Annotated in this window: 10 protein-coding genes; all 10 read right to left on the bottom strand. The window is 76.6% G+C overall.

From position 1 onward, the window contains the following. Positions 1–131: 131 nt before the first annotated feature. The 10 genes from PSED_RS14150 to rsmH all read right to left on the bottom strand — a co-directional run bounded on the left by PSED_RS14150 (position 132) and on the right by rsmH (position 15,019). Entirely contained in the window at positions 132–1,514 is a 1,383-nt protein-coding gene (locus PSED_RS14150; protein ID WP_013674932.1) for a cell division protein FtsQ/DivIB, read from the bottom strand. Next, entirely contained in the window at positions 1,511–2,941 is a 1,431-nt protein-coding gene (gene murC / locus PSED_RS14145) for a UDP-N-acetylmuramate--L-alanine ligase (protein ID WP_013674931.1), read from the bottom strand. Before murC ends, PSED_RS14150 begins: the two co-directional genes overlap by 4 nt. Then, positions 2,938–4,023 carry an undecaprenyldiphospho-muramoylpentapeptide beta-N-acetylglucosaminyltransferase gene (gene murG, locus PSED_RS14140; protein ID WP_013674930.1) on the bottom strand — a complete coding sequence of 362 codons (1,086 nt, stop codon included), beginning with the start codon at positions 4,021–4,023 and terminating at the stop codon, positions 2,938–2,940. The genes murC and murG overlap by 4 nt, the downstream gene beginning before the upstream one ends. Further along, positions 4,020–5,393 (bottom strand): putative lipid II flippase FtsW, encoded by a 1,374-nt coding sequence (gene ftsW / locus PSED_RS14135; RefSeq protein ID WP_013674929.1) that lies wholly within the window; start codon positions 5,391–5,393, stop codon positions 4,020–4,022. Before ftsW ends, murG begins: the two co-directional genes overlap by 4 nt. Then, positions 5,390–6,787, bottom strand: a complete 1,398-nt coding sequence (gene murD, locus PSED_RS14130; RefSeq protein WP_013674928.1) for a UDP-N-acetylmuramoyl-L-alanine--D-glutamate ligase — start codon at positions 6,785–6,787, stop codon at positions 5,390–5,392. The genes ftsW and murD overlap by 4 nt, the downstream gene beginning before the upstream one ends. After that, on the bottom strand, positions 6,787–7,857 hold the full coding sequence (gene mraY / locus PSED_RS14125) for a phospho-N-acetylmuramoyl-pentapeptide-transferase (RefSeq protein ID WP_013674927.1): 1,071 nt from the start codon (positions 7,855–7,857) through the stop codon (positions 6,787–6,789). The genes murD and mraY overlap by 1 nt, the downstream gene beginning before the upstream one ends. Beyond that, positions 7,854–9,320 (bottom strand): UDP-N-acetylmuramoyl-tripeptide--D-alanyl-D-alanine ligase, encoded by a 1,467-nt coding sequence (locus tag PSED_RS14120; RefSeq protein WP_013674926.1) that lies wholly within the window; start codon positions 9,318–9,320, stop codon positions 7,854–7,856. Before PSED_RS14120 ends, mraY begins: the two co-directional genes overlap by 4 nt. Then, positions 9,317–10,873, bottom strand: a complete 1,557-nt coding sequence (locus PSED_RS14115) for a UDP-N-acetylmuramoyl-L-alanyl-D-glutamate--2,6-diaminopimelate ligase (protein ID WP_041759652.1) — start codon at positions 10,871–10,873, stop codon at positions 9,317–9,319. The genes PSED_RS14120 and PSED_RS14115 overlap by 4 nt, the downstream gene beginning before the upstream one ends. Positions 10,874–11,172: 299 nt before the next feature. Continuing rightward, positions 11,173–13,959 carry a cell division protein FtsL gene (gene ftsL / locus PSED_RS14110; protein ID WP_013674924.1) on the bottom strand — a complete coding sequence of 929 codons (2,787 nt, stop codon included), beginning with the start codon at positions 13,957–13,959 and terminating at the stop codon, positions 11,173–11,175. A 79-nt stretch (positions 13,960–14,038) separates the two neighbouring features. Next, positions 14,039–15,019 (bottom strand): 16S rRNA (cytosine(1402)-N(4))-methyltransferase RsmH, encoded by a 981-nt coding sequence (gene rsmH / locus PSED_RS14105; protein ID WP_013674923.1) that lies wholly within the window; start codon positions 15,017–15,019, stop codon positions 14,039–14,041. Positions 15,020–15,199 lie beyond the last annotated feature (180 nt).

Raw genomic sequence — 15,199 nt, 5'->3', positions numbered from 1 at the left:
TTGGTCCGGGCCTTCACGCGAGAACGCTAGGTGCGGGCAGGGTGCGGGTCCATTAGGCGCGCCGCACGTCGGCAACCCCCCAGGCGGGTGCATCGCGTGGTTGTGACCTCTTCGTGACCGGACGTGTGCGGTCAGCGACGGATCGTGGGCAGATCGGGGCTCGCGACGTCGTAGACGGTGCCCTTCTCCGTGAGCAGCGCGGCGAGCACCGCCGCCTTGCGCGGCCCGTTGTCGGGGGTGCCCCAGACGACGCGGCGGCCGTCGGAGAGCGCCAGCTCGATGCGCGGCTGCGCGCCCGTGCTCGCGGGCGGGGTCACCGTGATGGTCTGGACCTGTCCGCGGACGGCGTCGCTCAGCGCGGCGAGGACGTCGAGACCCGCGGTCGTCTGGACGTCGCCGGGGGCGACCGTGCCGGCGATGCCGACGTCGAGCCGCGGCAGCGCGGGCGGCACCTCGGGAGCGACCTCGTACGGCAGACCCGTCTTGTCGACGAGCATGAGGCCCTTCGGGGTGTCGGCCAGCATCACGGCGACGCGCTCGGTGACGGTGATCGCGATCGTGTGCGGCCAGTCGCGGTCGACCGACACCGCCGCGACGCCCGGGAGCGCGGCGATCCGCTTCTCGGCGTCGGAGGTGTCGACGCCCACCAGGGGGCCGCCGGTCGGGATGGCCGCGGCGTCGAGCACCTGCTGGCGGTCGACGGCGAGCGTGCCCTGCACGGTGACATCCTCGACGTCGGCCAGGCCGCTGCCGTAGAGCAGGTACGCCACTCCCGTGGCGAGACCGCCCAGCAGCACCAGCACGACGACGAGCAGCGCGATCCGGCGCCGGCGCAGGATGTGTGGCGCGGGCCGGACGGGACGTGGCCGGGCCGGGATCCGAGCGGCGCCCGAGCCGGTCCCGACCGCGCGACGCACCCGCTCGGAGTCGGTCGCGGTGGTCCCGGACCCGTCGGACGGGTCGGGGGAACCCACGTCCACCCTGTCGCCGGCCGGGTCGACGGCCGGGTCGTCGCCGCGGCCTGGCCGGAGATTCGAGCTGCCGCCGCTGGAGCCGGGGATCGCGGCGATCCCGCCGGCGCCGATGCGGCGACCCCGGCCGTCGGTGTGCGCGGTGCGGCCCCGCGCGGGGCGGGAGCCGGTCGCCGACGCCGCGGACCTGCGGGCGGCCGTCCGGCCGGCGGCGGCGCGGGTGCGGTCGCCGGCCGCACGGGCCGCGGCGGTGCTGCCACCGGCGACGTCACGGTCGGCGTGGCCGGGCTGGGTCGGCACGTCGTGGTGGACGTCCCCGTCGTCGGCACTCGCACCGCGCTCGGCGGCGGCACCCCGGGTCGCCCCGCGGCCCCCGGCGGCACCCCGGTTGGCGCCGCGGTCCGCGGCGGCGCCCCGGGTCGTGCCGGCGTCCGCGGCGGTGCCGCGGGTCGTGTCCTGCCCGGCGTCCGTCCGCCCGGCACCGGCGCGGCGGTCACGACCGCCGCGCTCGCCTGCCGAGCCGGGGGCCGCCGGGCGCTTCACCCGCCGTCCCCGCGGGGGCCGTCCTCGGGCTCCTCGAGCTCGCGGAGCACCTCGGGGCCCAGGACGGTGACGTCACCGGCGCCCATGGTCAGGACCAGGTCGCCGGGGCGGGCGAGGCGGGCCAGCACCGCCGGCACCTGCGACCAGCTCGGGACGTGGTGCACGACCTGCGGCGGGAGCGTGACGGCGTCGGCGACGAGCGCGCCGGTCACGCCGGGCTCCGGGTCCTCGCGCGCGCCGTAGACGTCGAGCACGACGACCTCGTCGGCCAGGGCCAGCGCCCGTCCGAACTCGGTGGCGAACAGCCGGGTGCGGGAGTAGAGGTGCGGCTGGAACGCCACGACGACGCGCCCGGTCGGTCCGGCGACCGACCGCGCGGCACGCAGCGTGGCGGCGACCTCTGTCGGGTGGTGGGCGTAGTCGTCGTACACCGCGACACCGGCCGCGCGGCCCTTGAACTCGAAGCGGCGGCGCACCCCGTCGAACTCCGCCAGGCCGGCGAGCAGCCCGTCGACGGGCGCACCCAGCTCGACACCGGCGAGCAGCGCGGCGAGCGCGTTGAGGGCCATGTGCTCGCCGGGTACGGCCAGCCGCACCGCGAGCTCGGCGTCGCGGTGTCGGGCGCGCATCCGGGCGCCGGGCCCGTCGGGCACGTGGTCGAGCAGGACGGCGTCATCAGGGCCGGTCGCGGTGCGGCCGTAGCGGCGGACGGTGAGCCCGCGCGCCTCGGCCTGCTCCCCCAGCGCGGCCGCGCCGGCGTCGTCGGCACAGACGACGAGCGTCCCCTTCTCCGCGATCCGCCCGACGAACGCCTCGAAGACGGCCCGGTAGGCCTCCTCTGTGCCGTGGTGGTCGAGGTGGTCGGGCTCGACGTTGGTGACGACGGCGACCTCGGGGGCGTAGGCGGTGAAGGACCCGTCGCTCTCGTCTGCTTCGACGACGAACACGTCGCCGCCACCGTGGTGGGCCCCGGCACCGGACGCGGCGAGGTCGCCCCCGATCGCGAACGACGGGTCGAGCCGGCAGTGCTGGAGCGCGACGGTGAGCATCGAGCTGGTCGAGGTCTTGCCGTGGGTCCCGGCGACCGCGGCGACGCGACGGCCCGTGGTGAGGTCGGCCAGCGCGTCGGCCCGGTGCACGACGAGCAGGCCCCGTTCGCGGGCGGCGGCGAGCTCGGGGTTGGTCTCGCGGATCGCGGTGGACACCACGACCGTGGGCGGGCCGCCGAGCAGGTCGAGATTCGCGGCGTCGTGCCCGAGTGCGACCTCGGCGCCGAGGGCGCGCAGCGCCATGACGGTGCGGGAGTCCTTGGCGTCCGACCCCGACACGGCCACCCCGCGGGCCAGCAGGATGCGCGCGATGCCGCTCATCCCGGCGCCGCCGATGCCGATGAGGTGGACGCGCTCGCCCAGCAGAGGACCGCTCATCGTGACCCCGCCCGCTCCGCCACCCCGACCGCGATGCGGGCCAGCCGCTCGTCGGCGTCGGCGTGTCCCGACGCCCGCGCGGCCGCACCCATGGCCGCGAGCCGCTGCGGATCGCGCAGCAGCGGCACCAGCTCCGCCAGGACACGGTCACCGGTGGCTTCGGCGTCGGGCACGAGGATCCCGCCACCGGCGGCGACGACGGGGCGCGCGTTGAGCTCCTGCTCGCCGTTGCCGTGCGGCAGCGGCACGTACAGCGCGGGCAGCCCGACGGCGGTGACCTCGGAGACCGTCGTCATGCCGCAGCGGCCGAGGACGGCGTCGGCGGCGGCGTAGGCGAGGTCCATCCGCTCGATGTAGGGCAGCGGGACGTAGCCGGGCGTCTCGGGGCCCGGTGTGCCGGTCGCGCCGTGGGCGTGCAGGACCGCGATGCCGGCCGACGCGAGCCCGGGCAGGGCGTCGGCCACCGCCGTGTTGAGCGTCCGGGCGCCCTGCGAACCGCCGAACACCAGGAGGACGGGCCCGTCGGCCGGCAACCCGAAGTGGGCCCGGCCCTCGGCGCGCAGCGCCGCCCGGTCGAGGCCGGTGATGCTGCGCCGCAGCGGCATCCCGACGACCTGCTCGTGCGGCAGGCCGGTCCCCGCGACGGCGGTGGCGACGGCCGCGGCGAACCGCGCGCCGACCTTGTTGGCCAGCCCGGCCCGGGCGTTGGCCTCGTGCACGACGACGGGCACCCGGCCCCGGGCGCCCAGGTAGGCGGGCAGCGCGACGTAACCGCCGAACCCGACGACCACGTCCGCGTCGACGTCGCGCAGCACCTCCCGGACGGTCCCGACCGCCGTCCGGACCCGGCCCGGCAGCCGCAGGAGGTCCTTGCTCGGCTTGCGCGGCAAGGGAACCGGCGGGATCAGCCGCAGCGGGTAGCCGCGCGCGGGGATGAGCCGGGTGTCGAGGCCGCGCTCGGTGCCCAGCGCGGTGACGAGGGCGTCGGGGTGTTCGCGGCGCACCGCGTCGGCGAAGGCGAGGGCGGGCTCGATGTGCCCGGCGCTTCCCCCGCCCGCGACGACGACCGACAGCGCGGTCATCGTCGGACCCGCTGGGCCGGGGTGCGCGGCGCGGGCGCACGGTAGGGCTCGGGGGCGGGCAGCCGCAGCAGCCGCGCGATGCGGCCCTGGCCGCCGTTGCGCAGCACCGCGACCGCCTCCGGCTCGTGTCGGGCGGCGTTGGCCAGCACGCCGAACGCGAACATGGTGATCACCAGCGAGGTGCCTCCGGACGAGATCAGGGGCAGCTGCAGCCCGGTCACCGGGAGCAGGCCCACGACGTAGCCGATGTTGATCGCCGCCTGCGACACCATCCACGCGGTCAGCGTCGCGCAGACGAGCCGCAGCCACGGGTCGGCGCTGCGGGTCGCGATCCGCAGGCCCGTGTAGGCGAGCACCGCGAACAGCGCGAGGACGGCGAAGGCCCCGATGAAGCCCAGCTCCTCGCCGATGATCGCGAAGATGAAGTCGTTGTGCGCGTTGGGCAGGTAGCTCCACTTGGCCCGGCCCTGGCCGAGCCCGACGCCGAAGAGGCCGCCGTCGGCCAGCGAGTACAGCGCCTGCGTGGCCTGGTAGCCGGGACCGAGCGGGTCGGATCCCGCCGAGAGGAACGACGTGATGCGGCTCTGCCGGTAGCCCGCCGTCAGACCGAGGATCACCGCGCCGGCCAGGCCGCCGCCGGCCAGCGCGACGAGCAGCCGGCCGCGCGCCCCGGCGAAGTAGAGCAGCGCGATGAGCACGATGCCCAGTGACACGGTCGTGCCCAGGTCGGGCTCGAGCACGAGCAGCGTCGCGAGGACGAGCGCGACCGGGACGACGGGCAGCAGGGCGTGCTTCCACCGGTGCATCACCTTGCGACGCAGCACCAGCACGTGCGCACCCCACAGCGCGAGCGCGACCTTGGCCGGCTCGCCGGGCTGGAACGCGAAGGGGCCCAGGGTGAACCAGGATCGCGAGCCACCGCGCACGGTGCCCAGCCCCGGCACCAGGACCGCGGCCAGCAGCACGGCGCAGACGATCAGCAGCAGCGGGGAGAGCGCGCGCAGCGTCCTGGGCTTGATCCGCAGGCCGACGTAGAACACGACCAGGCCGACCGCGCAGAACAGGACCTGGCGGGTGAACACCGAGTACGACGAGCCGTCGGAGGTCAGCGACTCGACCGACGACGCGGACAGCACCATGACCAGGCCGAACGTCGTGAGCAGGCCGAAGACGCCGAGGATCAGGTGCAGCGACGTGAGCGGGCGGCGCAGCCACTGGGCGAGCGCCGTCCCGGCGCGCCCGACGGCGGCCCGGGCCCCGTTGAGGTCGGCCCGGGCGCTGCGCCGGCCCTTCGCGGTCCGGACCCCGGTGCCCGCTGCCCGGGTGCCGGCTGCACCGGTGCCCGGGGCGACGCGCTCGGCCGGGCTCACCGGGGCGCCCCCGCGGTGAGGGCACGCACGGCGTCGGCGAACGCCCGGCCGCGGTGCGCGTAGTCGCGGAACTGGTCCATCGACGCGGCGGCCGGGGCGAGGAGGACGACGTCGCCCGGTCGGGCGAGGGCGGCGGCGCGGCGCACGGCGGTCGTCATGGGCTCATCGTCGCCCGAGTCGACCTCGGCGACGGGGAGATCGGGCGCGTGTCGCGCGAGGGCCGCGACGATCTCGGCGCGGTCGGTGCCGATGACGACGGCCCCCGCGAGGCCGGGGGCCCGGCGGGCGACGAGGTCGTCGACCGAGGCCCCCTTGAGCAGTCCACCCACGATCCACACGACGCGCCTGCCCTCGCGGGCGGCGAGCGAGGCGTCGGCGGCGTGGGGGTTGGTGGCCTTCGAGTCGTCGACCCAGTCGATCCCGCCGACCGTCCCGACCACCTCGGCGCGGTGCGGCCCGGGCGCGAACCCGCCGAGCCCGGCCGCGACGGCCCCGGCGGCGACCCCGTGCGCGCGGGCGAGCGCGGCGGCGGCCAGCGCGTCGGTGAGCCCGGGCGGGCCGCCGGGCGTGATCGCGGCGGCGTCGACGAGGTCGACCGCGGACGGACCGAACGCCCGGTCGACCAGCACTCCCCCGACGATCCCGAGCTCGCCGGGGCCCGGCTCACCGAGGGTCACCGCGACCTTGCGGGCCGCGGGCGCCGCGGCGAGCAGCGTCGCGGCGCGCGGGTCGTCGACACACGCGACGGCGACCGCGCCGACGAGCGCACGGGCCTTGGCCGCGGCGTAGGCGGTCATGCCGCCGTGCCAGTCGAGGTGGTCCTCCGCGACGTTGAGGACGACGCCCGCGTCGGGCCGCACGGAGGGCGAGCGGTGCAGCTGGAAGCTGGAGAGCTCGACGGCGAGCACCCGGTGGCCGGCCTCGACCGCAGAGACGACGGGCAGCCCGATGTTGCCGCAGGCCACCGCGTCCTCGCCGGCGGCGGCGAGGACGGCGGCGAGCATGCTGGTCGTGGTGGTCTTGCCGTTGGTGCCCGTGACGACGAGCCAGCGCGGCGGCGCGGCCGTGGCCGCGCCGAGGCGCCAGGCCAGCTCGGGCTCGCCGATCAGCTCGATCCCCCGCGCGGCGGTGGCCGCCACGAGGGGATGGTCGGGCCGCAGCCCGGGACTGCTGACGACGAGCTCCGCCCCGTCGAGGTGCGCCTGCGGCAGCCCCTCGCCGGCCCGGGCGCCGACGGGCAGGTCGGTCAGGCGCTCGGGCGAGTCGTCGGTGACGACGACGTCGGCGCCGTGCGCGACCAGCACCTCGGCGGCCGCCAGCCCCGACACGCCGGCACCGGCGACGACGACCCGGCGTCCGCGCACCGGGTCGGGAGCGGGCCCGCGGGCAGCCACTAGACCCCCGCCGAGGCCGTCAGCCACTCGCTGTAGAACAGCCCCAGGCCCAGCGCCGCACACATCGCCGCGAGCAGCCAGAACCGGATGATGACGGTCGTCTCCGCCCAGCCGGCCAGCTCGAAGTGGTGGTGGAAGGGCGCCATCCGGAACAGCCGTCGTCGCGTCGTGCGGAAGACGACGATCTGCAGCGCCACCGACAGGATCTCGACGACGAACACACCGCCGATGACGATGAGCAGCAGCTCGGTGCGGGTGACCATCGAGAGGCCGGCGAGCAGGCCGCCGAGGGCGAGGGAGCCGGTGTCGCCCATGAAGATCCGCGCGGGCGCGGCGTTCCACCACAGGAACCCGATGCACGCGCCCATGGCCGCGGCGGCGACCACCGCGACGTCGAGCGGGTCGCGGACCTCGTAGCAGCCGGCCGCCGCGGTCAGCGCGCAGCTGTTCCGGAACTGCCAGAAGCCGATGATCGTGTAGGTGCCCAGCACCATCGCCGACGTGCCTGCGGCGAGCCCGTCGAGGCCGTCGGTGAGGTTGACCGCGTTGGACCAGGCCGACACGACGAGGTAGCAGAAGATGACGAACCCGATGGACCCGAAGCTCAGCACCGCGATCTCGCGGACGAACGAGAGCTGGTCGGACGCCGGGGTGAGGTTGCGCGCGTTGGCGAAGCGCAGCGCGAGGATCGCGAAGACGACCGCCGTCAGCAGCTGGCCGACGAGCTTGGACGTCTTGTTGAGGCCGAGGTTGCGGTGGCGGCGGATCTTGATGAAGTCGTCGAGGAACCCGACGAGGCCCAGCGCCGTGGTGAGCATCAGCACCAGCAGTGCCGACGCGGTCATCGGCTCCCCGCTGAGCAGGTGCGCGCCGAGGTAGCCGATCCACAGCGCCAGGATGATCGCGACGCCGCCCATCGTCGGCGTCCCGCGCTTGCTCTTGTGGCTGGCGGGGCCGTCGGCACGGATCTCCTGGCCGAACCCCTGCCGGGCGAAGAACCGGATCAGGTACGGCGTCAGCAGGATGGACACCGCCAACGCGATACCGGCGGCGACGAAGACGCTCCTCACCGGGACACCAGCTCGTTCTCCTGTCGATCGTCGGGGCGCAGGTCGTCGAGGAGCGCGGCGGCGACCCGGTCGAGGCCGACCGCGCGCGACGCCTTCACCAGGACGACGTCGCCCGGGGTGACCTCCGCCCGCAGCAGCGCGAGCGCGGCGGCCGGGTCGGCGACGTGCCGTGCCGCCGAACCGTATCCGGGCTCTCCGACGGCCAGGAGCGTGCCCACCCCCAGCTCGCCCGCCGCGGCGGCCACCTCGGCGTGCGCGGCGGCCTCCTGCGCCCCCAGCTCGGCCATCCGGCCGAGGACCGCCCAGGTCCGGCGGCCGCGGCCGAGGTCGGTGAGCGCGGTGAGCGCGGCGCGCATGGACTCCGGGTTGGCGTTGTAGGCGTCGTTGACGACGGTGACGCCGTCGGCCCGGTCGGCCACCTCCATGCGCCAGCGCGACACCGGTCCGGCGGCACCGAGCGACGCGGCCACGGAGTCGGGCGTCGCGCCCAGCTCGAGCGCGACCGCGGCGGCGGCCAGCGCGTTGCCGACGTGGTGGGTCCCGACCAGCCGCAAGGCGACGTCCGCCTCCCCGGCGGGCGAGACGAGCCGGAACCGGGCGCGGCCCGCCTCGGAGCCGACGTCGACGGCGCGGACCGTCGCACCCGCGGACCGGCCCACGGAGACGAGCCGGGCGGCGGTGCGCGGCGCCATCCCGATCACGGCGGGGTCGTCGGCGTTGAGGACGGCGACGCCGCCGTCGCCGCCGGCGGGCAGCGCCTCGACCAGCTCTCCCTTGGCCTGCGCGATCGCCTCCGGCGAGCCGAACTCGCCCAGGTGCGCGCGCCCGACGTTGAGGACCACCCCGATCCGCGGCGGCGCGACCCGGCACAGCGCGGCGATGTGCCCGGGCCCGCGGGCCGAGAGCTCGAGCACGAGATGGCGCGTCGAGGCGTCGGCACGCAGCGCGGTCCACGGGTGGCCCAGCTCGTTGTTGAACGACCCGGGGGGCGCGACGGTCGGGCCCAGCGGGGCGAGGACGGCCGCCAGCAGGTCCTTGGTGGAGGTCTTGCCAGAGCTGCCGGTGACCCCGACGACGGCGAGGCCCGGCGGCCCGCCGGCGGTCAGGGCGTCGACGTTGTGCCGGGCCAGGCGGGCCAGCGCGGCGAGGACCGCGGCGCCCGCACCGTCGGGGTCGTGCTCGGCGAGATAGGTCCCCGCCCCGGAGCGGGCCTCGGCAGGCGGCACCACGACCGCGGGCGCGTCGACGGCCCGGGCCGCCAGCACCCCGGCAGCACCGGCCGCGACGGCCGCCGCGGCGAAGTCGTGCCCGTCGACCCGCTCGCCCGGCAACGCGAGGAACAGGCCACCGGGGCCGATCGCGCGCGAGTCGAACTCGACCGCGGTGACCCGCTCGTCGCCGGAGGCACGGTGCAGTCGGCCCCCGGTCGCCGCGGCGACGTCGGCCAGCCGCATCTCGATCATCCGTGCACCCCGCCGGCGGACCGCAGTGCGGCCCGTACCTCGTCGACGTCGTCGAACGGGTGCTTCACGCCGTCGATCTCCTGGCCCTTCTCGTGTCCCTTGCCCGCGACGACGACCGCGTCGCCGGGCCGGGCCGCCGCGACGGCCGCGGCGATGGCCGCCCGCCGGTCGCCGATCTCGACGATCTCGCCACGGCGCGGCTCGGCCTCCGCGCCCTCCCGCACGGCCCGGCGGATGGCCGCCGGGTCCTCGGTGCGCGGGTTGTCGTCGGTGACGACGAGCAGGTCCGACCCGGCCGCCGCGATCGCGCCCATCAGCGGCCGCTTGCCGCGGTCGCGGTCGCCGCCGCAGCCCAGGACGGTGACGATCCGGCCGCCGACCTGGCCGCGCAGCGCGGCCAGGAGCGCGCCGACGGCGGCGGGCTTGTGCGCGTAGTCGACGACGACGAGGAAGTCCTGTCCCGCGTCGACGCGCTGCATCCGGCCCGGGACGGCGAGCTCGGCCAGCCGCGGCGCCGCGACCTCGGCGGGGACGCCCGCCGCGTCCAGGCACGCGAGAGCCACCAGCGCGTTGGCGACGTTGTAGCGGCCGGGCAGCCGCAGCCGCACCGGGACCGTCCCGCCGGGCCGGGCGGCGACGAACGACTGCGTGCCGTCGTCGTCCTGGTGCACCGACTCCGCGGTCCAGTCGGCCGGGCCGGTCGTCGCGACGGTGACCGCGTCCGGGTGGCGGTCGGCGAGCCGACGGCCCCACTCGTCGTCGACGCACACGACGCGACGGCGCGCGGCGCCCTGCCGCGACGGGTCGAACAGCAGCGCCTTGGCCTCGAAGTAGTCGTCCATGTCGCGGTGGAAGTCGAGGTGGTCCTGCGACAGGTTGGTGAACGCCGCGACGGAGAACCGGGTGCCGGCGACCCGGTCGAGCGCCAGCGCGTGGCTGGAGACCTCCATCGCGACGTCGGTGACGCCGCGCTCGGCCATCACCGCGAACAGCGCCTGCAGGTCGGGCGACTCGGGGGTGGTGAACAGGCTCGGGGCCTCGGCGCCGCGGATGCGCGTGGTGACGGTGCCGAGCAGCCCGGTGGCCCGGCCGCCCGCGGCGAGGCCCGCCTCGAGCATGTGCCCGACCGTGGTCTTGCCGCTGGTCCCGGTGACACCGACGACGTCGAGCCGGGCGGTGGGGTCGCCGTAGATGCGGGCGGCGAGGTCGCCGAGGACGCGGCGGGGCGCCTCGTGCACGAGGACGGGCACCGCGGCCTGCGCGACCGCCTCGCGGGCGGCACCGGCCGGGTCGGTGAGGATCGCGACGGCACCGGCGGCCAGCGCCGCGGCGGTGAAGTCCGCGCCGTGGGCGCGGGACCCGGGCAGCGCCGCGAACAGGTCGCCCGGGCGGACGTCGGAGGCGCGCAGGGTCGCGCCGGTCACGGGGCGCACCGCGGCGGCCGGGTCGCGCAGCTCGGCGTCGGCGGAGGCGGCGAGGACCGCGACGTCGACGGGCCGCACGTGATCGGGCCGCGGCGGTGCGGCGGTCACGGGGGAGCTTGCGGGCGGCACGTCGCGGAAGGCTACCGGCGCACCCGGACGGGCCCGACGGCACGGCCCACCTGCCCGGCACCGCCGACGACCCGCGTGCCACCGGTCGCGGGCAGCGTGCCGGTGGCCGCGTGCCGACGCCGCCGCGGACCCCGTCGCGCGCCGGTCGGCGCCGCCGGCCGACCGACGGTCGACGCGTCGTCGCTGGTCGGCGGGCAGGCGCGCACCCCGGCCCGGCCGGCACCCGACGGGACCGGCGGGCGCACCCGCGTGACCCGTCGCCGTGCCGCGGGCCGGGGCCGGGGCCGGTTCGCTCCCGCTCAGGGCGCGACGAGCTCCTGGTAGGGCGCAGGCGGTCCCACGGGGATCTGCTCGCGCGCGGCGATGTAGCTCGCCATGTCGTGGAACAGCGGCGCCGCGGAGGCCCCGCCCGCGGGCGCGTCGAGCATGATGCCGATGACGAACCGCGGGTCCTGGGCGGGCAGCATGCCGGCGAAGGTGATCCAGTAGGTCGACGACGCGTAGCAGCCACAGGCCGGGTTGACCTGCTGCGCGGTGCCCGTCTTCCCCGCGACCTGGTAGCCCGGCACGGCCGCCGCGGCGCCGGTCCCCCGCTGCACGCCCTTCGCGTCCTGGGTGACCGCGGTCAGCATCGTCCGCAGCGTCGCCGCGGTCTGCGGCGAGACGACCTGCACCGGCTGCGGCGGGGGTGGCACGGTGCGCTCGCCGTTCGGGCCGATCGTCGCGGCCACGATCCGTGGCGGGATGCGCACGCCGTCGTTCGCGACGGCCTGGTACATCCCGGCCATCTGCAGCACCGTCATCGACAGGCCCTGCCCGATCGGCAGGTTGCCGAACGTCGAGCCCGACCACTGGTCGCGCGGGGGCACCCGCCCGGAGCTCTCGCCGGGCAGCCCGATGCCGGTCTTCTGACCCAGGCCGTAGCGGTTGAGCATGTCCCAGAAGCGGTCCTCGCCGACCTTCTGCGCCGTCATGATCGTGCCGACGTTCGACGACTTCGCCAGCACGCCGGTCAGGGTGTAGTGGTCGAGCCCGTGCGACCAGGCGTCGTTGATCGTCCGGTCGGCGACCTTGATGCTGCCGGGCACGTCGAGCACGTCGTCGGGCTTGGCGACGCCGGACTCCAGCGCCGCCGACATCGTCACGATCTTGTTGACCGAGCCGGGCTCGTAGGGCGTGGTGACGGCCTCGTTGCCCATCGACGCTGCGGTCGCGCCCGCGAGGTTCGTCGGGTCGAACGTGTCGCTGTTGGCCAGCGCGAGGACCTCGCCGGTCTTCGCGTCGAGCACGACGGCCGTGCCGTCCTTGGCCTTCGTCTTCGTGACGTAGGCCTGCAGCTGCTGCTGGATCGTGTACTGCATGTCGGAGTCGATCGTCAGCTCGATGTCGGAGCCGGGGACGGCCGCCTGCTGCGCGCGGGTGGTGCCGGGGATGATCGCCGAGCTGCCCTCGGCGGTGTCGACGACCTCGTAGCCGTCGGTTCCCGACAGCAGCGCGTCCTGCGAGCTCTCCAGCCCGACGAGGCCCGTCAGCTTGCCGTCGCCGCTGTTCCACGACGCCGCGCCGATCACGTTGGCCGCCAGGCTGCCGCCGGGGTACTGACGCGCCTCGCGCTTCTCCTCGGCGATCTCGGGGAACCGGGCCTGCAGGTCGCGGGCCGCGGCCGGGTCGGCCAGCGGCGCGAGCACGACGTAGCCCTTGTCGCTGTTCAGCGCCGCCAGCAGGGCGTTGGGGTCGCCTCCGGTGCGCTCCGCGACCGCGGTGGCCAGCTGCTGCTTGTAGGCCGCCGCACCCGCGCCCTTCTGCTGGTTGATCAGCCGTGGGTTGGTCGTGAGCGCGTCGGCCTCGGTGCTGAACGCCAGCGGGGTGCCGTTGCGGTCGAGGATCGAGCCGCGCTCGGCGGGCAACGGGATGCGGGTGGTGCGCTGCTTCTCCGACGACGCCGTGAGCGACGCGGACTGGATCGTCTGCACCCCGACGAGCTTGACCAGCGACAACCCGAGCAGCACGACGAGCAGCAACCGGCCGATCTTCAGCCGGCGCGCCGGGTCCCCCGGCCGCGCGCCGGACTGGCGTGGCGGGAGCGGGCGTCGGGGTGGTGGGGTGCGCGCGGCGCCTGCGGGACGCGACCGCGGCGGGGCGACGGGCATCAGCCCGCCTGGCCGTTCGGTGCGGCGGGCGCCCCGGCGTCGGCCTGCGTCTGGGCGTCCTCGGTGGGGGCGGTGGCCCCGGCCGCGGGCTGACCTGCTGTCTGGCCCGCGGGTTGGCCCGCCGGCTGCCCGGCCGCGGCCTGACCGGCCGTCGGCTGCCCCGTCGTGGCCTGACCTGCGGCCTGCTGCCCGGCGACGGGCTGCCCGGCGGGCTGACCTGCGGCGGGCTGACCTGCCGCGGGGTCGCCCGCTGCCTGGCCCGCGGGCGGTTGACCCGCCGGCGCCGCGCCCGGCTGCGCAGCCGTGGCGTTCGGGTCGGCAGGCGGGGCGGGCGGCGGGGGCGGCGGGGCCGGGGCGGTGGCCGCGGCGGGCCGCGGCGGGTGTCCCGACGACGGTGACCGAGCCGTCGGCCGCGACGACGAGGCGTGCCGGGTCGTCGGCGGGCACCATGCCCAGCTGCGTCGCACGCTGGGCCAGCGCGGGCGCCGCGTCGAGCGCGGCGACCTGCTTGCGCAGCATCTCGCTCTGCTCGGTGAGGTCGCGCGTCCTGGTGCCGGCGTCCTGCAGCCGGTAGGAGTCGGCGGCCGCGGCGGTGGACAGCCACAGCGTGGCGACGAGACCGGCGGCCAGCAACACCATCACCAGCAGGACGAACTGGGCCCGGCCCGCGGGGGCCGCTCCCGTGCGCGGGCCGCGGACGCCGACGACGCGCCGCAGCCGGTCGTCGCGCCGCGCGTAGGCCCGCTGCGCGGCGGTGCGCGGCGCGGCCGCGCGGGTGGTGCGCGGGACGGCCGCCGTCGCGGTCCGCGACCGCTGCGCCGGGACGGTCGCCGCGCGCGCCCGCCGGTCACGGGCGCGCTGGGCGGGGACCTGCGAGGACCGCCGGGCCCGGGCGGGCGCCGCGACGTGCTGGCGTTCGGTGACTGGCGCGCTCATGACGACCCCCCGGTGACGGCGCTGGTGACGACGCTGACGACGGCGACGGCGGACCCGTGGTCGCCCGGACGGCGGGTCGTCATGCCGCCTCCCGGATCCGCTCGGCGGCACGCAGCCGCACGGAGGCGGCCCGCGGGTTCTCGCCGACCTCCTCCTCCGACGCCTGTTGCGAACCGCGGACGAGCAGCCGCAGCTCCGGACCGTGGCCCGGTAGCTCCACGGGCAGGTCCTGCGGTGTCGTCGACACCGACCTGGCCGCCAGCTCCCGCTTGACCAGCCGGTCCTCGAGCGAGTGGTAGGACAGCACGACGATCCGGCCGCCGACGGTCAGCGAGTCGATGGCCGCGGGCACGGCGGCACGCAGCGCATCGAGCTCGCCGTTGACCTCGATGCGCAGCGCCTGGAACGTCCGCTTGGCCGGATGGCCGCCGGTGCGCCGCGACGCGGCGGGCACCGTCTCGTACAGCAGCTCGACGAGCTCGCTGCTGCGGGTGAACGGCCGGCGGTCGCGCGCCCGGCCGATCGCCGCGGCGATCCGGCCCGCGAACCGTTCCTCCCCGTACTCGCGCAGGATCCGCGCGAGCTCGGGAACGGCATAGGTGTTGAGGACGTCGGCCGCGGTGGGACCGGTCGTCGGGTCCATCCGCATGTCGAGGTCGGCGTCGCGCGAGTAGGAGAAGCCACGCTCGTCCGCGTCGAGCTGGAGGGAGGACACCCCCAGGTCGAACAGCACGCCGTCGGCCCCGGGAAGCCCCAGCTCCGCGAGGACGTCGGCGATGCGGTCGTAGACCGCGTGGACGAGGTGGGTCCGGTCGGCGAACGCGACGAGCCGACGGCCCGCGAGCTCCAGGGCCTGCGGGTCGCGGTCGAGACCGACGAGGGTGAGCTCGGGGTGCGCGGCCAGCAGCGCCGCCGAGTGGCCGCCGAGGCCGAGGGTCGCGTCGACCACGACCGCCGGTCGTCCGGCGAGCGCGGGTCCGAGGAGCTCGAGCACGCGGGGCAGCAGGACGGGGACGTGCCTGGCCCCAGCCGGCCCGTCCTCGTCAGGGTGCTGCCCCACCGTCCACCTCGCCCACCGTCGCCGCCACCACGGTCCTGCCGCTGTCGTTCCGCGTATGCCGACGGCCGGGCGCACGAGCCCCCGATCGCCGCCTCTCGGCCCGCACTCCCCAGTCGGGCCGGTGGTCGGCGATGTCCTCTCCCGGGTGCCGGGTGCCCGCCCGTGGGACGACCTGGCGCC

The sequence above is a fragment of the Pseudonocardia benzenivorans CB1190 genome (genome assembly GCF_000196675.2).
Taxonomy (GTDB): Bacteria; Actinomycetota; Actinomycetes; order Mycobacteriales; family Pseudonocardiaceae; genus Pseudonocardia; species Pseudonocardia benzenivorans.
Note: the sequence above shows the minus strand (reverse complement) of the source record. Positions and strands in the feature narration are given on the sequence as shown.